The 19,658-nt window shown below is 49.9% G+C and carries 18 protein-coding genes, 1 tRNA gene and 1 pseudogene; 3 read left to right on the top strand and 17 right to left on the bottom strand.

The genetic code is table 11. The features are described 5' to 3' along the window. Positions 1-33 precede the first annotated feature (33 nt). From HZS85_RS01935 to HZS85_RS01925, 3 genes are all read right to left on the bottom strand, one after another. Positions 34-1,062 carry a sugar-binding transcriptional regulator gene (locus tag HZS85_RS01935; RefSeq protein WP_023469218.1) on the bottom strand — a complete coding sequence of 343 codons (1,029 nt, stop codon included), beginning with the start codon at positions 1,060-1,062 and terminating at the stop codon, positions 34-36. A 115-nt stretch (positions 1,063-1,177) separates the two neighbouring features. Continuing rightward, positions 1,178-1,438 (bottom strand): glutaredoxin family protein, encoded by a 261-nt coding sequence (locus tag HZS85_RS01930; protein WP_035409973.1) that lies wholly within the window; start codon positions 1,436-1,438, stop codon positions 1,178-1,180. Continuing rightward, a complete protein-coding gene (locus tag HZS85_RS01925; RefSeq protein ID WP_214852544.1) occupies positions 1,429-2,571 on the bottom strand; it encodes an RNA polymerase factor sigma-54 in 1,143 nt (380 codons plus the stop codon). Before HZS85_RS01925 ends, HZS85_RS01930 begins: the two co-directional genes overlap by 10 nt. Positions 2,572-2,724: 153 nt before the next feature. Here HZS85_RS01925 and HZS85_RS01920 point away from each other — a divergent pair. Then, positions 2,725-2,800 (top strand) — tRNA-Arg (locus HZS85_RS01920). A gap of 182 nt (positions 2,801-2,982) precedes the next feature. Beyond that, a pseudogene (gene clpP, locus HZS85_RS01915) lies at positions 2,983-3,567 on the top strand (ATP-dependent Clp endopeptidase proteolytic subunit ClpP); the annotation flags it as partial. Between the two features lie 119 nt (positions 3,568-3,686). On the opposite strand, the gene HZS85_RS01910 reads toward clpP, so the two are convergent. The 11 genes from HZS85_RS01910 to hprK form a co-directional block, all read right to left on the bottom strand. Continuing rightward, entirely contained in the window at positions 3,687-3,923 is a 237-nt protein-coding gene (locus HZS85_RS01910) for a hypothetical protein (protein WP_035409978.1), read from the bottom strand. Positions 3,924-4,005: 82 nt separating this feature from the next. After that, positions 4,006-4,962: a DNA-binding protein WhiA gene (whiA, locus tag HZS85_RS01905; protein ID WP_023469222.1), complete on the bottom strand. Its 957-nt coding sequence runs from the start codon at positions 4,960-4,962 to the stop codon at positions 4,006-4,008. Continuing rightward, positions 4,959-5,957, bottom strand: coding sequence for a gluconeogenesis factor YvcK family protein (locus HZS85_RS01900; RefSeq protein WP_029342482.1), 999 nt, complete (start codon positions 5,955-5,957; stop codon positions 4,959-4,961). The genes whiA and HZS85_RS01900 overlap by 4 nt, the downstream gene beginning before the upstream one ends. Next, positions 5,957-6,826 (bottom strand): RNase adapter RapZ, encoded by an 870-nt coding sequence (gene rapZ, locus HZS85_RS01895; protein WP_050678698.1) that lies wholly within the window; start codon positions 6,824-6,826, stop codon positions 5,957-5,959. The genes HZS85_RS01900 and rapZ overlap by 1 nt, the downstream gene beginning before the upstream one ends. Before the next feature lie 112 nt (positions 6,827-6,938). Continuing rightward, entirely contained in the window at positions 6,939-7,901 is a 963-nt protein-coding gene (trxB, locus tag HZS85_RS01890; protein ID WP_023469225.1) for a thioredoxin-disulfide reductase, read from the bottom strand. Positions 7,902-7,962: 61 nt separating this feature from the next. After that, positions 7,963-9,447 (bottom strand): tetratricopeptide repeat protein, encoded by a 1,485-nt coding sequence (locus HZS85_RS01885; protein WP_214852542.1) that lies wholly within the window; start codon positions 9,445-9,447, stop codon positions 7,963-7,965. A gap of 96 nt (positions 9,448-9,543) precedes the next feature. Then, positions 9,544-9,924 carry a sporulation phosphorelay system protein KapB gene (kapB, locus tag HZS85_RS01880; protein ID WP_023469227.1) on the bottom strand — a complete coding sequence of 127 codons (381 nt, stop codon included), beginning with the start codon at positions 9,922-9,924 and terminating at the stop codon, positions 9,544-9,546. A 30-nt stretch (positions 9,925-9,954) separates the two neighbouring features. After that, positions 9,955-10,437, bottom strand: a complete 483-nt coding sequence (locus tag HZS85_RS01875; RefSeq protein ID WP_035409993.1) for an acyltransferase — start codon at positions 10,435-10,437, stop codon at positions 9,955-9,957. Continuing rightward, complete coding sequence (ppaX, locus tag HZS85_RS01870; RefSeq protein ID WP_214852540.1) at positions 10,421-11,077, bottom strand: pyrophosphatase PpaX; 657 nt, start codon at positions 11,075-11,077, stop codon at positions 10,421-10,423. The genes HZS85_RS01875 and ppaX overlap by 17 nt, the downstream gene beginning before the upstream one ends. Positions 11,078-11,080: 3 nt before the next feature. Then, positions 11,081-11,911: a prolipoprotein diacylglyceryl transferase gene (lgt, locus tag HZS85_RS01865; RefSeq protein WP_214852538.1), complete on the bottom strand. Its 831-nt coding sequence runs from the start codon at positions 11,909-11,911 to the stop codon at positions 11,081-11,083. Continuing rightward, positions 11,911-12,846 (bottom strand): HPr(Ser) kinase/phosphatase, encoded by a 936-nt coding sequence (gene hprK / locus HZS85_RS01860; protein ID WP_035396292.1) that lies wholly within the window; start codon positions 12,844-12,846, stop codon positions 11,911-11,913. Before hprK ends, lgt begins: the two co-directional genes overlap by 1 nt. Positions 12,847-12,969: 123 nt before the next feature. On the opposite strand from hprK, the gene HZS85_RS01855 reads away from it, so the two are divergent. Then, positions 12,970-13,356 carry a hypothetical protein gene (locus HZS85_RS01855; RefSeq protein ID WP_214852536.1) on the top strand — a complete coding sequence of 129 codons (387 nt, stop codon included), beginning with the start codon at positions 12,970-12,972 and terminating at the stop codon, positions 13,354-13,356. 246 nt (positions 13,357-13,602) lie between these two features. Here HZS85_RS01855 and HZS85_RS01850 read toward each other — a convergent pair whose 3' ends face one another. The 3 genes from HZS85_RS01850 to uvrB form a co-directional block, all read right to left on the bottom strand. Beyond that, positions 13,603-14,712 (bottom strand): DUF4097 family beta strand repeat-containing protein, encoded by a 1,110-nt coding sequence (locus HZS85_RS01850; protein WP_056062976.1) that lies wholly within the window; start codon positions 14,710-14,712, stop codon positions 13,603-13,605. Between the two features lie 100 nt (positions 14,713-14,812). Further along, a complete protein-coding gene (gene uvrA, locus HZS85_RS01845; RefSeq protein WP_214852534.1) occupies positions 14,813-17,668 on the bottom strand; it encodes an excinuclease ABC subunit UvrA in 2,856 nt (951 codons plus the stop codon). Position 17,669: 1 nt separating this feature from the next. Continuing rightward, a complete protein-coding gene (uvrB, locus tag HZS85_RS01840; RefSeq protein ID WP_214852519.1) occupies positions 17,670-19,637 on the bottom strand; it encodes an excinuclease ABC subunit UvrB in 1,968 nt (655 codons plus the stop codon). Positions 19,638-19,658: the final 21 nt, after the last annotated feature.

The following is a 19,658-nucleotide window of genomic DNA, read 5'->3' as shown; positions in this document are numbered from 1 at the left end:
TGTAAAGCGAGTTATCTATTATTCAAAAGGGGGTTACCCTTTCAAAATCGAAGCTGCTGCGCCTTCATCCGTGATCAGGATGATGTCCGGCGACTGTTTGACATAGGCGTTGATCGCTTCTGCCTTCGAATGACCACCTGCGACGACGATGACGTGTTCGACTTGCTTCAAGTCAGCCAGTTGGAGACCAACCGTCTTGACCCGGTGCACGATGTTCCCGTCTCGGTCGAAGTAATATCCGAATGCTTCCGCTACTGCCTGTTCATGTTCCAGTCGGGTCAGGAGATCCTCAGACGCGCGACGACGTTTTGCCATCGTTTTCGCCTCACCAATTCCATGTACCACGATTGAAGCACCTTTAATCATTTGAAGCACATTTTTTATGCTCGGCTCTTCAATCATCTTGACGAACGTCTCTGTACTGACCATGTCGGGGATGTGAAGCAGATGATAATCACTTTGAGCGCGTGACGCCATCCGTGAGCATACTGTGTTCGCTTGTAATTCGAGCGTTTCTCCCAGTCCTCCGCGTGCCGGAACGAATGTCATCGGACGGTGTTCCTTGTCTGGCGACATCATCGCCGCGACGGAAGCCATCGTCGTACCGCCTGTGACAGCGATCGTATTGTGATGGTCTGAAGAAAGCTCTCGTTTGAGTCGTGCGACGGTCGCCCGCCCCATGTCTCGTTGTACCCAGAAGGTTTCATCGGAATCACCCGGTACGATGACGACGTCCCGTACTCCGAGTCTCTCTTTTAAGGCTTTCGCCATGTCTGAGATCCCTGCGAGTTCTCCCATGATGCTGTGCATGCTGCGAAGAACGTTTCGTCCTTCATCTGTCAAGGACATCCCTTGCGTCGCGACCTCTAAGAGGTCTTGCTGCTTCAAGAAGTCAACTTCCCGCCGTAAGACGCGTTCCGTCAAGCCAAGGCTTGTCGCAAGCGTACGTCGTCCAATCGGTTGCATCAGTCGAACATAATGAAGGATGTCGTAGCGTGTCTGCATTTCTTCGATCAGATCAGGCACGATTCGTTTTTGGATCTGGACTAACTGCCGAATCATGTATTTCCCTCTCCTCTCAAGTAGCTGGACGCTTTTTGTCCCGCATGTCATAACGTGTCCCACTTGGTACACCGTTATCATAACAGTCCATTTCTCGCCTTGCAAGTCTCGTTTCTCAAGTTTTTTGAAGTAAGCGGTTTCTTATCGTTTCCGTATCAAATTTGCCATAACTCCAGATTTCCTCGTCATGCATGACGACCGGAATTTCATATAAGAACCGTAGACTGAGCGCTTCATCCTGATCGATGTTGACTTCCTCGAATGTCCATTCCGGAAACTCATCGAGTACGAAGTCGAGTAAGATGGCGGCTTCTTCACATAGCGTACATCCCGGACGTGAATAGAGTGTTAAGTGTCTGTGTCGTTTTAATCCCATTCTGATTGCGCCTTCCTTTGCTGCATCGTTTTTTTCGTTAAACCAAGTGCTGCCCGATATTTCGCAACCGTCCGTCGCGCGACTGTCAGACCGTCTGCTTGCAGACGATCCGTCAATTGCTGATCACTTAACGGACGATCGCTATGTTGAATGTATTCGGCGATCCGCCGTTTAATTAAAAAACTCGAATCTCCGGTTGTTGTCCGTGAGACGAACAAGTCTTCTAAAGCAACGAGACCATGAACCGTCTCGACATACTTCGCAGCAATCGCTCGACCAATCGTTGACGGATGATGCCCCGTCGCCTCAGCGACTTGTTTTTTCGTCAGTGGCTCAAGATGCAGTTCTCCCTTGAACCAGCGTTCTTGTCGCTCAAGCAAGACCGAGAGGATGGCATGCATCGTAACGCGACGTCGTTCGTACGCGCGCAAAAAAGGTGTTGCCTCTTTTAATCCGAGCCACTTCTGATCCATGTCGAGTGTCATCCAGTCAATCTGAAGTTTTCCATCTAGCAGGTGAATCCGTGCTTCTGCCATGACCGGTCGTTCTTCTTTAGGAAGATCCGGTGTCCGGCTCAGGCGCGTCAATCGTTTTCGCAACCGTGCTCGATCCTGTTCACTGAACTGCGCGAACACTTGACTCGCCGGTTCATGTCGTAACCGATCCGTCAGTCCGATCAATTCTGCGTCGTCTAGCTCGATCGCCTGTAACCATTGGCACTCGCGCTCCGAGCGGGCAGCAATGCCGACTGGTTCACATTGTTGTAAGAGTGTCCGTGCTTCTGTAATCGTTGCGACATCGGTCGAGAAGGATGCAGCGAGCTCCTCGTCCGATGTCCGCAATAAACCGTCCGCTTCTAAATACACGATGAGTTGTTCCGCCATATATCCTATTTCCTGTCTGACTGATTCTAAACGTATTTGTGCAAGAAGCTCGTCTTCATAGGATGACAAATGTCCTGCCATCTGCTCGACCTCTAGCGAAACCTGATTCGGGTAATGACGATGTAACCGTCGTTTCAACCGTCGCCATTCCTCCTCGAGTTCTGCCGCCGGTTGCTCAAGTACATGTAACTGATACTGTTGTGACGCCGATAACGTCAGCTGTTGCGTTTGTTCCTGGCGTTGATCCATCGATTTCCCTCCCTCACTTCTTATTATAGAAGAAACGTTTTGAAAAACGTGCTCTGAACCCCTTTTGAGTCGCTAGAGAAAAGAAAAGTCATCCTTCCCTATTGCTTTTCTGAAAAAATGTCGCTATACTATTAATTGTTCAGTACATCAGATGCACCCGTAGCTCAGGGGATAGAGCACTGGTTTCCGGTACCAGGTGTCGGGAGTTCGAATCTCTCCGGGTGTACCATTTATTCAACTACAAGGCAATGCCAGCAATGGCGTTGCCTTTTTTCTATATTGATATGTTTCATTTGCCCTTGTAATGGAAAAATACCTAAAAGTCGCATCGTATCTTTTGACCAATATTGACCAAAGGATTATGATAAGGATAAGTCGAATAGGAAGCTACATACCAACTATAAGGAGGCAAAGACTATGTTAATTCCAACAGTCATCGAACAAACAAACCGCGGGGAACGTGCTTACGATATCTACTCACGTTTGCTAAAAGACCGCATCATTCTTCTCGGGAGCGCGATTGACGACAACGTCGCCAACTCAGTCGTTGCCCAGCTTCTGTTCTTAGCAGCAGAAGATCCAGATAAAGAAATCTCGCTTTACATCAACAGCCCAGGTGGTTCGATCACTGCCGGTATGGCGATTTACGATACAATGAACTTCATCAAGCCACAAGTTTCAACGATTTGTATCGGTATGGCAGCATCGATGGGTGCATTCTTGCTACAAGCAGGCGCAAAAGGAAAACGTTTCGCGTTACCAAACGCTGAAATCATGATCCACCAACCACTCGGTGGTACACAAGGTCAAGCATCGGATATCAAAATCCATGCGGAGCGTATCATCAAAATGCGTGAGCACCTCAACAAAATCATGGCTGAAAACACAGGACAACCACTTGAAGTCATCGAACGCGATACAGAGCGTGACAACTTCATGTCAGCACAAGCTGCTGCTGATTACGGTCTTATCGACCGCGTCATGGAACGTGCATAAGTCATCCAGAGTGTCTCCTTCGGGAGGCACTTTTTTTGTATCCATAGAAAAGTGAAGCCTTGTCGGTTATCGTTACATACAAAAAACCTCCCGTTCCTTATAGAACGAGAGGGTGATGATCAGTCGATCAAGTCTGTGATGTCTGAAACGATATCGTGGTTTTCACGAATCAGCGAGTAGATCGCGTTCGCATGTGGCGAAAGCTCTTCTTCTGCTTGTAATTGTTTCAGGAACAAAGATGTTGCGAATGCAACGAGTGTGCTTTTCGGTACACCGATTGCTTTTGCTTTTTTTGTTAACACTTCATCAAACTTCGCATCGACTGTCAGCGAAATACGTTTCTTTTCGTTAGCCATTTCAAAAACTCCTTAATTCGAACATTTAGTTGCATCGACTATATATTATAGTAGACTATGGTTCATCCCGCAAGCGACCCTCTTATAAGGCCCCTGTCATCGACTCGCCATTTCGTACTTTTTCAGCGATTTGATCAATTTTCCGCAACCGGTGATTGATCCCTGATTTTGAGATGGAGCCGCTTTCGACCATCTCCCCGAGCTCTTGTAACGTGACGTCTTGATGGGTCACACGCAAGATCGCGATCTCCTTCAGCTTATCCGGTAAGACATCGAGCCCGACCGTCCGCTCAAGGAACTTGATGTTCTCGACTTGGCGTAATGCCGCACCGACCGTTTTGTTGAGGTTCGCCGTCTCACAGTTGACGAGACGGTTGACCGAGTTACGCATATCTTTTAAGATCCGGACATCCTCGAACCGCAGCATCGATTGTGTCGCATCAACGAGCTTAAGGAAATCGGAAATCTTCTCGCTCTCTTTAATGTAGAGGATATGTCCCTTTTTCCGTTCGATCGCCTTCGCGTTCAAATCAAAGACGTTCGATAGACCGCGGAGCGCCGCATTGTGTTCTTCATATAAGCTAAAGATCTCCAAGTGATACGACGATGTCGCCGGATTGTTGAGCGAACCTCCGGCGAGGAACGCCCCTCGTAAATATGCGCGTGCTTTTCGTTCATCGTTTAGAATCGTGTCACTGATGGAGCGAATCATCGTGAACCCTTCCCCTAAAATCCCGAGGTCTTGCAAAATCTTATCCGCCTGTTGTTTGACGCGGACGATGTAGACATTATTCTTTTTCAGACGCATTTTCTTCCGCACGAGCAGATCGAGATGAACCCCGTATGCTTTTTTCAAAAGCGAGTAGATCCGACGGGCAATCGAGGCATTCTCGGTCGAGATATCGAGTGTCAGACCACGTCCGAGACCGAACGAGATCGCACCATTCATCCGGGCAAGCGCCGCGAGTTCCGCCTTCATCTCGTGATCGGTGATCGGAATCTGCGTTAATTCTTTTTTGACTTCTGAGGCAAAGCTCATGTCAGCTCCTCCTTTCCTTCGAGTTGACGCATCCGTCGAATCGACAACACTTTTCGCATGACGAGGCTTGCGACGGCATCTGAGTCATGACGGATGAAGTGATGATTGTAATCGACGATGTCGTCCGCAAGCACTTCAACGCCAGCGAGCTCGAATTGTTTTTCATTATAGGTGACGATGTCAGCGTGATCCTTCTGGTATTTCTTCAGGTAACTCGCATCGATCGATTCGTTGTTGACGATGATCGTATCAACGACGCCTTGTCCGAGGAAGCGTTCGAGTGCCGCTAAATGTTCATTCGCCGTGAACGCCGTCGTCTCACCGGGCTGCGTCATGACGTTACAAATATAGACGACCGGAGCCAGCGATTGTTGGATCGCTTCCCGGATTTCATCGATCAGGACGTTCGGGATGATACTCGTATAGAGACTACCCGGACCAAGGACGATGACGTCGGCATCAAGAATCGCCTGAATCGCTTCCGGTACCGGACGGACGTCTTGTTCTTCAAGGAAGATCCGTTCGATCTTCTTGCCGACCTTCGGAATCAACGACTCACCTTTGACGATCGTTCCGTCCTCGAACTCGGCACATAACGTGATCGTCCGTTCCGTCGCCGGATAGACTTTTCCTTCCGCGTTCAACAGTTGTCCCATGACGCCGATTGCTTCGACGAACGAACCATTACAGAGCTGGGTTGCTGCCGTCAGCATCAGGTTTCCGAGCGAATGCCCGTGTAATCCTTCCCCGGTCTCGAACCGGTACTGCATGATTCGGTCCATCAACGTCTCCGACTTCGATAAGGAGACGATGACGTTGCGGATATCGCCCGGCGGTAACATGTTGAATTCCGTCCGCAGACGACCAGAACTGCCCCCGTCATCGGCGACCGTGACGATGGCTGTGATATCAAGCGGATAATGTTTCAGTCCACGAAGAAGCGTCGAGAGTCCTGTCCCGCCACCGATGGCGACGACTTTGCGTTCCCATTTCATCACTTCTCCTCCTTCGCATGCACATAATCCCGGTGATTCGTCTCGATGTGATACTGCGTCGCGAATTCTTTACTGATCGCTTCCGCGAACGTGATCGATCGGTGTTTCCCGCCTGTACAACCGAGGGCGATGACGAGTTGCGACTTCCCTTCCCGCTCGTATTGCGGAATCAGGAACTCGAGCAAGTCGACGAGTTTTTTATAGAACAGCTTCGCTTCCGGCCACTGCATGACATATGACGCGACTTCCTCGTCGAGTCCCGTCTTTGGACGCAGCTCTGGAATGTAGAACGGATTCGGTAAGAAGCGCAGGTCAAAGACAAGATCCGCATCAAGCGGTAAACCGTGTTTGAAACCGAACGACATGACGTTGACCGTGAACGGAATCCGAGTGCCTTCCGTGAACTCCTTCAAGAGACGTTCTTTCAGTGCAAGCGGCTTGATGTCACTCGTATCAATCAGCATCTGTGCCTTATCACGGAATCCTTCGAGCAACGTCCGCTCCCGTTCGATTCCAATCAATGGGGAATCCGTTGGTGCGAGCGGATGCGAACGGCGCGATTCCTTGTAACGACGTACGAGGACATCGTTTCGTGCATCAAGATACAGCATCCGGATTTGTAAGTCCGTTTTCTTTAAATCCTCATAGACGACAAAAAAGCTGTCGATGAAATCACGCGCGCGGGTATCGATGGCAACGGCGATTTTAGGACGCACTTGTCCAATGACTTCGATGAGATGCGGCAGTAACGTCGGGGGTAGATTGTCGACACAAAAATAGCCTAAGTCCTCAAAGCTATTCATTGCGACAGTCTTCCCAGCCCCACTCATACCCGTGATGATGACAAGTTGCGGTTGATTCTGTTCCATCTTTTCGCCCTCCAGACAACAGTTCCGTGTGTATTTTTTCGCTTCTTTTTCAGTATATCATAAAAAAAGAGCCAGCTTCACTGAAGTCTCCTTCAATGAAACTGGTTCGATATTATGCGTGTGAGGATTCTTGTAATTCTTCAAGCAACGCTTCAATGAAATGCTGTGCATTTTGCGCTGCGATCGAACCATCGTTCGTTGCTGTAACGACTTGGCGCAATGTTTTTTCACGAACGTCACCAGCAGCAAAGATACCTTTGATGTTCGTTTCCATCGCTTCGTTCGTCACGACGTAACCTTGGTCGTTCAAAATACCGAGATCTTGGACGTAACCTGTGATTGGGTTCATTCCGATGTAGATGAAGACCCCATCGATCGGATGCGTCGTCACGTCAGCTGTTTTTGTATTGATCAGCTCGATACCGCCGACTTTCCCGTCTTGTTCGTTGATCTGTTTAACCGTATGGTTCCAGATGAAGTCGATTTTCGGGTTGTCGAACGCACGTTTTTGAAGGATTTTTTGAGCGCGGAGCTCATCACGACGGTGAACGATCGTGACTTTTTTCGCGAAACGTGTCAAGTAGACACCTTCTTCTACCGCAGAGTCCCCACCACCGATGACGAAGAGTTCTTTTTCTTTGAAGAACGCCCCATCACAGACCGCACAATACGAGACGCCGCGACCGCCGAGCTCTTCTTCTCCCGGTACGCCGATTTTTTTATATTGTGCACCAGACGCGATGATGATTGCCCGTGCGTAGTAATCTTTGTTGTGTGCATGAATCGTTTTGTATGCTTTACCGTCTTCGATGCTTCGAACATCTCCGTACGCATATTCTGCGCCGAATGCTTTCGAGTGGTCGAACATTTTTTGTGAGAGATCTGGTCCGAGGATGCTATCGTATCCTGGGTAGTTCTCGATATCTTCTGTGTTCGCCATCTGACCGCCCGGAATCCCGCGTTCGATCATCAATGTCGAAAGGTTCGCACGTGATGCATAAAGTGCGGCTGTCATCCCAGCAGGACCTGCCCCGATGATGATGACGTCATAAATTTTTTGTTCTGTTTCCGCCATGATTCCACCCCATTTATCGTAATCGTTGTAGTTTGAGTATAGGTGAGAATCCCCTAAACGTCTAACACTTTGCTTGCAGCGGTGCCAGCATCCGTTCATGTGTCCGGATCATCGATGCGACATGATCGAACGAACAATCGACGAGCGATGCGCATTCCTCGATCAACATTCCGTCTCGTAAATCATGGAACAGGTAAAGCAGTGATGCCGCGGATGCTTCAATTGAATCGAACGATTCTCCACTTAAGACGAGCTGTGCGAAGCGCTCATAAAAGTCCCCTTCAAGACTCATCCGTTCTTCGTCTGAAACGAATCGTTCTGCAAGACGGATCGTCTGCAATGCCCGGTGAATGCGTTCATCCACGACATCGATCCGTCCTTCCATCTCGATGACAATCTGTTCCGTCAGTAACAGGACGTCTTCTCGGTCCGTCACTTCTGGCATCATCGACAATGCAAGCCGTGCTTCGGCATCGTTCAGCTTGCCAAGAAGAAGTGCCGTGAAGATTCGCGAGACGTCATCTTCCGTCTTCAACGCTTGGATGAGTGCCGAGCGAAACTGTAGGTTGTGGCGGATGTCATACGTATCCGTTTCTTCCTTTAACGCTTGTGCTTCGTCTGACTTTAAGAAAGCGGCTGCCTCTTCGACATGTCCTGTCTTATAAGCAGAGATCGATAACCAGTGCCCAAAGAGGGGATCTCCTCGGTACCCGCGACGCTCGAGCAACTTCAACTCTTCATAGGCGATATCGTATCGTCCGATGATCGCAAGTGTTGATGCGACCTTATAACGTGTCTCAAGATGCACGGAACGGACGTGTTCGAGCTGACGAGAGAGACGATGCGCCTCTTCGTCCTGTCCCATCTCGTGTAGTAAGACGAGCGTGTTACAGAGGGCATGCAAATTCCCCGGGTTTCCTTCAAGGACCCGTTCGAGGGAAGCGAATGCCTGATCATTCTCTCCTAAATAGAACTCGACGATCGCGAGGTTGTTGTAGGCAGGCCAGAACGTCGGGTACTGGGCAATCAGTCCAGTCAACGTCTCCTGTGCCGCGAACAGCATCCCTTTATCGATCTGGCGTTGTGCTTGACCGTGCAGACGAATCAATTCGTCCTCTTCGTCGTCTTCCATCTCTTGTTCGAGATCAATCAGTTCCACGAGTGCGGCCGATGCCTCCGCGTGTTTGCCGTTTGGTGCTTGCTCTAAATATTCCATCGCATGCTGTCGCGCTTCTTCATAAAGTGAGACGTGTGCGTAGTTATTCGCTAAATAAAAGAGTGCTTCCGTATTTGATGCGTCGAGTGCACGTACTTGTTTCAAGACATCATTCGCATGATTGATTTCTCCTGTCTCGAATAAGACACGGGCATAACGGAGCAAATAACGGATGTCCGCTGGCTGAAGTGTCGTCGCCTCATCTAGATGATAGACGGCTTCGTCCAGTCGCCCTTCCCGGTGCGCCTTCCGTCCGCGGAAATAAAAAAGTTCCGCTTGGCGCGCTGTAATCGCAAAGGGGTCTGCTTTGTATTGGGTTAATTCCATCATGATTCAAGCCCCCATAAATAATAAACTGGTTTCGTAGTTGCAGACACAAGAATACCCTATCTCTAGAAGGCATGCAACAGAAAAAAACGCCGAAGTTCATCCCCAGCGTTTCGCATAAATTGATTCCAGTTCTTTGTAATTCTCTAAGCATTTTCGTACAAAAGCATCCGTCTCTGGATTCAGTCCTTCAAGACGTGCCACGTCCTTATCATATGCCTGCCGTAAGCTCGTCGCATAATCGGGAATCTCTCCGTCATACGCATAAACGACTGCGGGCGAAACCGTGATCTTTTCGTGCTTATGCAAGGCGGTCCGGATATGAAAGAGCGGGACATCGACTTGGTTCGGTTGATGAAGATCTCCTTGAACCGGATGCTTCTCGACAGCCAGCACCTCCACGACGAGACCTTGTGGACGTTCGGCGAATAATCTTCCGAAATACTTTCCTGTCTTATACGTAAAGCGGATGTGCGTCATCTTTTTTCCTTCTTCCTTCTCACAGTTTTGTCACATTTCGTGCCGGCGAAGCGGCTGACTCGAGACGCGTTCGTTCGGAGCGATGTCCCGGTGAACAACGGATCCGGCACCGACAACGGCACCATCTCCGATCGTCACGCCCGGTAGGATCGTCACATTCGCACCGATCAAGACGTTGCTTCCGATGACGACGTCACCTAAACGATACTCCGTCGTCAAATATTCATGACAGAGGATCGTCGTATTGAAGCCGATGATCGTATTGTCACCAATCGTGATTCGCTCCGGGAACATCGTGTCTGGCATCACCATCAAGGCAAGTGCCGTCTTCTCCCCGATCTTCATTCGGAGGCACGTCCGGTAGAGCGCGTTCTTAAAGCGTAACGACGGGGCAAACCGACCAATCGTGACGATCGTAAAGCACCACATCACTTTAAAGAACGACACCGTCCGGTACATATGCCAGAGTGGATTCGTCGTTCCGACCTGAAACCGATCAGTTCGCCGTGCCATTTTGTTCCTCCAGCCAAGCAGCAAGATGGTCCATCGAATCAATGATGATGTCCGGCTCGAGAGCTTCTAAGTACGCGCGTCCTTTGATCGCCCAACCGACTGCGACTGTCTTCACTCCTGCGTTCTTGCCCCCAAGGATGTCCGTATCGTTGTCACCGACCATGATTGTCTCGTCTGGTGTTGATCCAAGTAACTGCAACGCTTTCTCAAACGGCTCGACGGCTGGTTTTTCTTCCGTTACGTCGTCCGCTGCGATGACAGCGTCAAAGAGTGACGTCAATCCGAATAACTCGATCCCGCGTAAGGCAACGCGACGACTCTTCGACGTCACGACCGCCATCTTATAGCCTGCTTCATGCAAACGGCGTAATCCGTCAAGCACACCTGGATACTCGAGTACAAGCGCGTCATGCATGGCAATGTTGTAGCTCCGGTAAAAAGCAACCATCTCTTTCCACTGTTCCGTATTCATCGCTGAGAATGACTTTTCAAGCGTCGGACCGATGAACGGAAGCAGTTCCGCTTCCGTGAACGTCCGGTCGGGGTAATAGTAACTGAGCGTATGCTCAAAGCTTTTTAAGATCAATGGATTCGTATCAATCAACGTTCCATCTAAGTCAAACAAAAGTGTGCGAATCATCGATTACTTCGCCTCCTTTTTTGAACCGTTCAAGTAACGAACGGCATTGCGACGAATGACGAGCATGATCACACCGAAGATGACTAAACAGATCGAGACGACTTGCGCCGTCCGCAGTCCGTCAGCCATCAGACTATCCGTCCGGAGTCCTTCGATAAAGTAGCGTCCGATCGAATACCAAATCAAATAACCGAGGAAGACATATCCACGACGTGGGTTGAACTTCATCCGCCAGACGATTAATAGAATGACACCAATGATGTTCCAGATGCTTTCATAGAGGAATGTCGGTAAGTAGTACGTCCCGTCGATGTACATCTGATTGACGATCCAGTTTGGTAAGTGCAACGTATCTTGTAAGTACGACCACGTCGTCTCGCCGCCGTGTGCTTCTTGGTTGAAGAAGTTGCCCCAGCGTCCGACGGCTTGACCGAACAAGAGCGACGGTGCCAAGATATCGGCGATTTGCCAGAACGAGATCTTTTTCTTACGCGTATAGATGATGACCGTCAAAATCGCCCCGATGATCGCACCGTGAATCGCGATTCCACCTTGGCGGATGTTGATGATTTGGTCAAGATGTTGACTATAGTAGTTCCACTCGAACGCGACGTAGTAAATCCGGGCACAGATGATACTGATCGGAATCGACCAGATGACGACATCGACCGCGTACTCTTCGTTGAAGCCGATCCGCTTCGACTCGAAGATCGCAATCAGGAGACCAACGACCGCACCGAGTGCGATGACGATGCCGTACCAGTAAATCGGTACCGGTCCGAGATTGATTGCGACGCGATCAAACGTTGGTTGTACAGAGGCTAAAGTTCCCATCAAAGACCACCATTCCCATCTTCAATTGCTTGCGCGAGACGTCCCGCGAATTCTTCTGCTGTATTAATGCCCATGTTTTTCAGGCGATAGTTCATCGCTGCCACCTCAATAATGACGGCGAGGTTTCGTCCGGGACGAACCGGAATCGTCAAGAACGGGATTTCCGTATCGATGATTTGAAGCGTCTCTTGATCCAGACCAACGCGGTCATAGACTTTTGATTGATCCCAAATCTCGAGGTTACAGACGAGGCTGATCTTCTTGTGCGAGCGAACAGCACCTGCACCAAACAACGTCATCACGTCGATGATCCCGATTCCACGAATCTCAAGCAGATGTTGAATCAACTTCGGTGCCGTTCCGACGAGAATCCCGTCACCCGTTTGACGAATCTCGACCGAGTCATCTGCGACCAGACGATGACCCCGCTTGACGAGTTCGAGTGCTGTTTCCGATTTACCGACGCCACTTGCTCCTTTAATGAAGACGCCGACACCATAGATATCGACAAGGACACCATGCATCGCCGTCGTTGGCGCGAGTTCCGCTTCGAGGAAGTTCGTGATCTGTGACTCGACCGATGTCGTATGCCCTTTTGTCGTCAACAGTGGCACGTTCGTCTCGTCCGCAGCTTGGATGATCGCTTCCGGCACTTCAAATCCACGTGTGATCAAAATACCAGGTGTTTCATCTGTACAAAGGACGTTCGCTCGTTCACGTTGTTCCTCGTACGTTAAATTATTGAAGAACGTCAATTCTGTTTTTCCGAGAATTTGAAGACGTTCTGCCGGGTAATAGGCATAATAACCGGCAAGCACAAGGCCAGGTCGGCACAAATCAGCCGTTAGAATCGGGCGATGTAAGCCTTCTTCTCCCGTGACGATGTGGAGATTGAATTGTTTTACGATTTCAGCTGTTCGCACTTTTGGTTGCACGCTTCGTCAGCCCCTTTCACTTGAAGTATTGTACCATATTTTTATTCGATTCATGGAATTGGATTAGAAGCATGATTTCTTGGGAATGGAATAAAGAGTTAATATTTTGAAGGAGGTTTTGCCATGATGTCAGGTGGCGGTATTTGGTTCGTTTTAATACTTATTTTATTTGGAATCCTCGCGATCGCCGGTTTCGTTTATCTCGTGATTTCGCTGATCGATATGTGGAAGGCTTACTCCCGGAATCAAGATCAAACAGCTCTCTTATTCTTTATTATTTCCATTATCGGGGTCTTCATCAGTGGTTCATTCATTTCCTACGTCCTCGCGATCATCTTCTATTGGAATCGCGCACGCGGAAAGAGTTGGCTCGGCATTGGTCTGATTCTCGTTTCGATCGTTCTTGCAATCATCGGTGTCATCGCCTTACTCTCGTTCGGTTACGATATGACTAATATCAAGAACATGAACTTCGACGAGCCGATGATGGATCAGGATTACGATTATTGATGTAGCTACACCCATCTTCTTATGAGGATGGGTGTTTTTACATGTGCAGACGAAGTCGTTCCGCATCTGTGACTCCTACAGGAAAAAGCGCGGTCATCCGCGCTGTCAGAGACAAACGAGACCCAGCTACTCGTTCCTAGAACGACGTAGCCGCGGCTCGTGTCTCACCTGAGGAAAGCATGCACAGCGGATACGACGTCATTAGAAAAGCGCAACCTCTTTTTCAAGAAGTTGCGCCGAGTATGCTTATAACGCTTGTGGACTGAGGTGAACGCCGTGTGTGACCGAAATCGTACCAGTCTTCGTATCCGCTTCGACCTCGATTTTTGGTGAACGGCCGCGTCCTGATACGAAATGGAGTTTCCGGTTGACGATCTCTTTTTGATCCCGAATCAATTCCATGTCGTCCAAGTTGCAGTTGAGACCACCAAAGTTCGTCTCAAGTTCCCCGTAGACTTCAGCGCCATGCGGCAACATCAAGGCGATGCTTCCAGCAAGTGACGAGGCTTTGACTTTCGCATTTTGCGCTGTCTTCAGCTCGCACCGGACGTTTCCGTTCGCTGTTTTCAATTCTGAACGTTCGAAGACACCCGTCGTGATGATTTGACCGTTGGCTGTCTTCGCTTTTAAGACCTTCAACTCCGACTCTTCGATTTCGATCGAGCCGTTCGCTGTCGATACTTTGACATCTTCACTGAAGAGGTCACGGACGTTGACCCGACCGTTCGCTGTCATCAGTTGAGCGGATGTCGTATCGAGTGACGATAACGAAATTTCCCCATTCAACGTCTGTAAGACGAATGATTCGTAATGACGGCGTGGTACTTTCAGATGGACTGTCGCACGGACACTCTTATCCTTCAAACGAATTGAGAGTGTGTTCGCCGATACCGCGTGTTGCACAGCGGCTTGAAGTTGCTCAAGCGCCTGTTCTTCCGTCACCTGTTGGCGGCGGAGCGGACGTCCTGTCACCGTCAATTCGCATTCTTCAAGATCACTCGGTTCGACGACCAAGTTCGCATTGAACAGATCGACGTGAACCGTCTCACCGCTGAACGGGAATTGTTTGACGTAGGTGACGTTCGGACCGGACGCCTGATTAAGCGAAAGATCACTGTCCTTGATCCGGCTGACGAGATTATCGAACGCTGACATGACTTTCGTCGTCAGCGAATCGACGGAATACTGGTCGACCCGATCATATTGTTCTGGTTCATCGACGTACTTATGTTCACTGGCAGAAGTTGCACGTTCGTCGATCGCTTCGAGCCGCTCGAGTTTATCGAGTGCCTCATCAATCGTTAACTTTCCTTCTTTGACTTGCTCCAATATCAATTGACGCATATCTTGCTTCATGAACCGTTCCCTCCTATTCTTGAACCTCAAACGTGTGTTACATGATACTTTCGTTTAAGTTCCCTTAGTTCCTTCCTACGAATCCTCATCCACAAAAGTTTCACGATTCAATTCGTGCCGCATCGCGTTCAAGGACAGGTGCGAGGTATCGTCCCGTATAAGATGCTTCAACTTCAGCAATCTGTTCCGGTGTACCGGCAGCAACGATCGTTCCGCCACCGTCGCCCCCTTCAGGTCCGAGATCAATCAAGTAGTCGGCCGTCTTGATGACATCCAAGTTGTGTTCGATGACGAGCACCGTATCACCATTGTCGACGAGACGTTGTAAGACTTTCAACAGACGCGCGATATCATGGACGTGGAGTCCCGTCGTCGGCTCATCGAGAATATAGATCGTCTTCCCAGTCGAGCGTTTATGCAACTCGGACGCCAGTTTAACACGCTGCGCTTCCCCACCAGACAGTTCTGTCGCGGGTTGACCGAGACGCATGTACGTCAGACCGACGTCAGCGATCGTCTGCAGTTTCCGCGTGATTTTCGGAATGTTCTCGAAGAAGGCGAGTGCATCTTCAACCGTCATCTCAAGCACGTCGGCAATCGTTTTGCCTTTATATTTTACTTCGAGTGTTTCGCGGTTATAACGTTTACCATGACAGACTTCACACGGAACATAGACGTCCGGTAAGAAGTGCATCTCGATCTTGATGATCCCGTCGCCACGACACGCTTCACAGCGTCCACCCTTGATGTTGAAACTGAAACGTCCTTTTTTGTAACCACGGAGTTTCGCTTCGTTCGTCGAAGCAAAGACGTCCCGAATATCATCGAAGACACCCGTATACGTTGCAGGGTTCGAACGTGGTGTCCGTCCGATTGGCGATTGGTCAATGTCGATGACCTTATCGATTTGCTCTAGACCCGTGATTCCTTTATGAGCACCTGGCTTTTCCTTCGCCCGGTTCATCTCGTGCGCAATCGTCTTATAGAGAATTTCATTGATCAACGTCGATTTTCCGGATCCCGAGACACCGGTGACGGCGACGAACAGACCAAGCGGAATGTCGACATCAACGTTCTTCAGGTTGTTTTCCGATGCTTTGTGGATATGGAGCATCCGACCGTCCGGCTCTTTTCGTGTCGACGGGACAGGGATGAATTTTTTCCCGGACAAATATTGACCGGTCAGCGAGTTCGCATCCTGCATCAACTCTTCCGGTTTTCCGGCTGCTGTGACAAATCCACCATGATCCCCGGCACCTGGTCCGATATCGATCAAGTAGTCGGCTGCCATCATCGTATCTTCATCGTGTTCGACGACGATCAGCGTGTTGCCGAGGTCACGCATCGCCTTCAGCGTATTGATCAGACGATCATTATCGCGTTGGTGCAAACCGATTGACGGCTCATCCAAAACGTAGAGAACACCCGTCAAACGCGAACCGATTTGTGTCGCGAGACGAATTCGTTGCGCCTCCCCACCGGACAACGTACCGGCTGCGCGTGAGATCGTCAGATAATCGAGACCGACGTTTTCGAGGAACGACGCCCGTTCGTGAATCTCACGAACGATCATCCGCGAAATCGTCTGATCCTTCTCACTCAACTTCTCAGGCAGTTCGTCGAAGAACATAACTGCTTGTTTAACAGACATCTTCGTCACTTCACCAATATGGTGATCGGATACTTTGAGGGCGAGTGATTCCCGTTTCAAGCGGTGTCCTTTACACGTCGGACAGGCTTTCTTCGCCATGTAGCCTTCCATCTGTTCCCGGATATAATCAGACGATGTCTCCTTGAAGCGACGCTGTAAGTTATTGAGGACCCCTTCGAAGTAGAGGTTTGTATTTCGGACCATACCGAAGTCGTTCTCATAACGGAAATGAATCTCTTCCTTCGTGTTTCCGTTTAAAATTATCTCGCGCTGCTCTTCCGGTAACTGTTCGAATGGTGTATCCATATCGATTTTGAAGTGGTCACAGACCGCTTTGAGCAATTGTGGATAATACTGCGAACTCGTCGGTTCCCACGCCACGATCGCTCCTTCGTTCAAAGACTTATCGGGATGCGGTACGACGAGATCAACATCGACTTCAAGCTTCGTTCCGAGTCCGTCACATGACGTACAAGCACCGAACGGTGAGTTGAACGAGAACATTCGTGGTTCGAGTTCACCGATCGAGAAACCACAGATCGGACAAGCGTGATGTTCACTGAACAACAGTTCGTTGCCGTCCATCGTATCGACGATGACCCGACCATCCGCGAGGCGAAGTGCAGTCTCCAGTGAGTCCGCAAGACGGGCTTCGACGTCTGGTCGCACGACGACACGGTCGACGACGACTTCGATCGAGTGCTTCTTGTTTTTCTCAAGCGTGATTTCTTCGGCGAGATCCATCGTCTCTCCGTTGACACGAACGCGGACGAAACCTTCCTTCTTCAAATCGTCGAGCACTTTGACGTGCGTTCCTTTGCGTCCGGAAACGATCGGCGCGAGAATTTGCAGACGGGTCCGTTCCGGCAACTCCATCACTTGGTCAACCATCTGACTGATCGTCTGACTCGAAATCTCGATTCCGTGATTCGGACAGATTGGTTTACCGATCCGTGCGTATAACAGACGCAAGTAGTCATAAATCTCTGTGACCGTTCCGACCGTCGAACGAGGGTTTTTACTCGTCGTCTTTTGATCGATCGAAATTGCCGGACTCAGTCCTTCAATCGTATCGACATCCGGTTTATCCATTTGTCCGAGGAACTGGCGGGCATAGGCAGACAGACTTTCGACATAACGCCGTTGTCCTTCAGCGTAAATCGTGTCGAAGGCAAGCGACGATTTCCCTGACCCGGACAAGCCCGTCAAGACGACGAGCTGATCGCGGGGGATTTCGACATCGATGTTTTGTAGATTATTGACGCGAGCGCCTTTGATGATAATCTGATTCTTCTTTTCTCCCAACTTAGGCACCTGCTTTCAATTCTAATATGAGGTCGCGGAGCTCAGCAGCTCGCTCGAACTGCATGTCTTTCGCCGCTTGACGCATCTCTTGGTCAAGCTGTTCAAGCAACGTTTCACGCTCCGGTTTTTTGAGTTTGTTGAACTTCTCGAGTTTTTCGACGGTATCGTCGCTCTCGATTGTCGTACTGATGACACCACGCACGTCTTTTTTGATCGTCTGCGGCGTAATGCCATGTTCTTCGTTGAACGCCATCTGGATCGCGCGACGGCGTTCCGTCTCATCGATCGCGCGTTGCATCGAATCGGTGACTTTATCGGCAAACAAGATGACGTGTCCTTCCGCGTTCCGCGCCGCCCGACCAATCGTTTGAATCAGCGAACGGTCCGACCGGAGGAAGCCTTCCTTATCGGCATCAAGAATCGTCACGAGTGAGACTTCCGGAATATCGAGTCCTTCTCGTAATAAGTTGATCCCGACGAGGACATCATATTTCCCGAGTCGTAAGTCACGGATGATTTCAATCCGTTCCAGCGTCTTGATTTCCGAGTGCATATAGTTGACCTTGACACCATTCTCTTTCAAGTAATCGGTCAAGTCTTCTGCCATCTTCTTCGTCAGTGTCGTCACGAGAACACGTTCGTTCTTCGCGACCCGGTCACGGATGTTATCCATCAAGTAATCGATTTGTCCCGTGATCGGATGAATCTCGATCGTCGGATCGACGAGACCGGTCGGACGGATGATTTGCTCGACCATCTCTTTCGAATGTTCGAGTTCATACGGTCCTGGTGTCGCCGAGATATAGATCGCCTGACTGATTTTTTCCTCGAACTCCTCGAACCGTAACGGACGGTTGTCTTTTGCCGACGGAAGACGGAAACCGTGATCGACGAGGACTTGTTTCCGCGCCTGATCTCCGTTATACATCCCGCGAATTTGCGGCAGTGTGACGTGTGACTCATCGGCAACGAGTAAGAAGTCCTTCGGGAAGTAATCAAGCAACGTATACGGTGTTGCCCCTTCCGGCATCAAGTTCAAGTGACGCGAGTAGTTCTCGATTCCGGAACAATAGCCCATCTCACGCATCATCTCAAGATCGTAGTTCGTCCGTTGTTCGAGCCGTTGCGCTTCAAGCAACTGATTGTCTTCGCGTAACTTCGCAAGCTGCACTTCAAGTTCCTTCTCGATGTTCGCGATCGCTTTCTGTAGACGGGTATCCCCCGTCACGAAGTGGGACGCCGGGAAGATCGAGATGTGCTCGCGGTCCGCGACGATCTCACCTGTCAGCGGATCCATGTCACGGATCCGTTCAATCTCGTCACCGAAGAACTCGACCCGGACACACTGTTCGTCGCGTGACGCCGGGAAGATTTCGACGACGTCTCCGCGGACGCGGAACCGTCCGCGCTGGAAGTCGATGTCGTTACGCTCATACTGAATGTCGATTAGACGACGGAGCATCTCGTTTCGCCCCATCTCATTGCCGACACGCAGTGACAAAACGTGGTTGTTGTACTCTTCCGGGTTACCGAGACCATAGATACACGAAACGGACGCGACGATCAAGACGTCTTCCCGTTCGAACAAGGCGGACGTTGCCGAGTGACGCAACTTATCGATTTCATCGTTGATCGAAGAGTCCTTCTCAATGAACGTATCCGTCGATGGGACGTACGCTTCCGGTTGGTAATAATCATAAAAACTAACGAAGTATTCGACCGCATTGTTCGGGAAGAATTCCTTGAACTCCGAGTAGAGTTGTCCCGCTAGTGTTTTGTTGTGGGCAAGGACGAGCGTCGGTTTCTTGATTTCCTTGATGACGTTCGAGACCGTGAACGTCTTCCCGGTACCGGTCGCCCCAAGCAACGTCTGATGTCGTTCGCCTTGTTTTAGCCCAGTCACCAATTTTTCGATTGCCGTCGGTTGATCACCGCCTGGTTCAAATGGTGAAACGAGTTCAAAATCCATCGTTTGCTTCCCCCTCATCAC

The sequence above is a fragment of the Exiguobacterium sp. s130 genome (assembly GCF_018619055.1).
GTDB lineage: Bacteria > Bacillota > Bacilli > Exiguobacteriales > Exiguobacteriaceae > Exiguobacterium_A.
The sequence above is the reverse complement of the archived record's forward strand: the minus strand, read 5'-3'. Positions and strand labels throughout refer to the sequence as shown.

Coding starts and splice junctions, on each gene's coding strand:
- HZS85_RS01925 (WP_214852544.1), bottom strand. CDS start 2,571: ATGGATCAACGCCAGGAACAAACGCAACAGCTGACGTTATCGGCGTCA.
- HZS85_RS01930 (WP_035409973.1), bottom strand. CDS start 1,438: ATGGGATTAAAACGACACAGACACTTAACACTCTATTCACGTCCGGGA.
- ppaX (WP_214852540.1), bottom strand. CDS start 11,077: ATGATTCGCACACTTTTGTTTGACTTAGATGGAACGTTGATTGATACG.
- HZS85_RS01875 (WP_035409993.1), bottom strand. CDS start 10,437: ATGGCACGGCGAACTGATCGGTTTCAGGTCGGAACGACGAATCCACTC.
- HZS85_RS01885 (WP_214852542.1), bottom strand. CDS start 9,447: ATGATGGAATTAACCCAATACAAAGCAGACCCCTTTGCGATTACAGCG.
- whiA (WP_023469222.1), bottom strand. CDS start 4,962: ATGAGCTTTGCCTCAGAAGTCAAAAAAGAATTAACGCAGATTCCGATC.
- HZS85_RS01900 (WP_029342482.1), bottom strand. CDS start 5,957: ATGAAATGGGAACGCAAAGTCGTCGCCATCGGTGGCGGGACAGGACTC.
- trxB (WP_023469225.1), bottom strand. CDS start 7,901: ATGGCGGAAACAGAACAAAAAATTTATGACGTCATCATCATCGGGGCA.
- rapZ (WP_050678698.1), bottom strand. CDS start 6,826: ATGGAACAGAATCAACCGCAACTTGTCATCATCACGGGTATGAGTGGG.
- lgt (WP_214852538.1), bottom strand. CDS start 11,911: ATGGGAACTTTAGCCTCTGTACAACCAACGTTTGATCGCGTCGCAATC.
- HZS85_RS01855 (WP_214852536.1), top strand. CDS start 12,970: ATGATGTCAGGTGGCGGTATTTGGTTCGTTTTAATACTTATTTTATTT.
- HZS85_RS01850 (WP_056062976.1), bottom strand. CDS start 14,712: ATGAAGCAAGATATGCGTCAATTGATATTGGAGCAAGTCAAAGAAGGA.
- HZS85_RS01935 (WP_023469218.1), bottom strand. CDS start 1,062: ATGATTCGGCAGTTAGTCCAGATCCAAAAACGAATCGTGCCTGATCTG.
- uvrB (WP_214852519.1), bottom strand. CDS start 19,637: ATGGATTTTGAACTCGTTTCACCATTTGAACCAGGCGGTGATCAACCG.
- kapB (WP_023469227.1), bottom strand. CDS start 9,924: ATGACGCACATCCGCTTTACGTATAAGACAGGAAAGTATTTCGGAAGA.
- HZS85_RS01910 (WP_035409978.1), bottom strand. CDS start 3,923: ATGGCTAACGAAAAGAAACGTATTTCGCTGACAGTCGATGCGAAGTTT.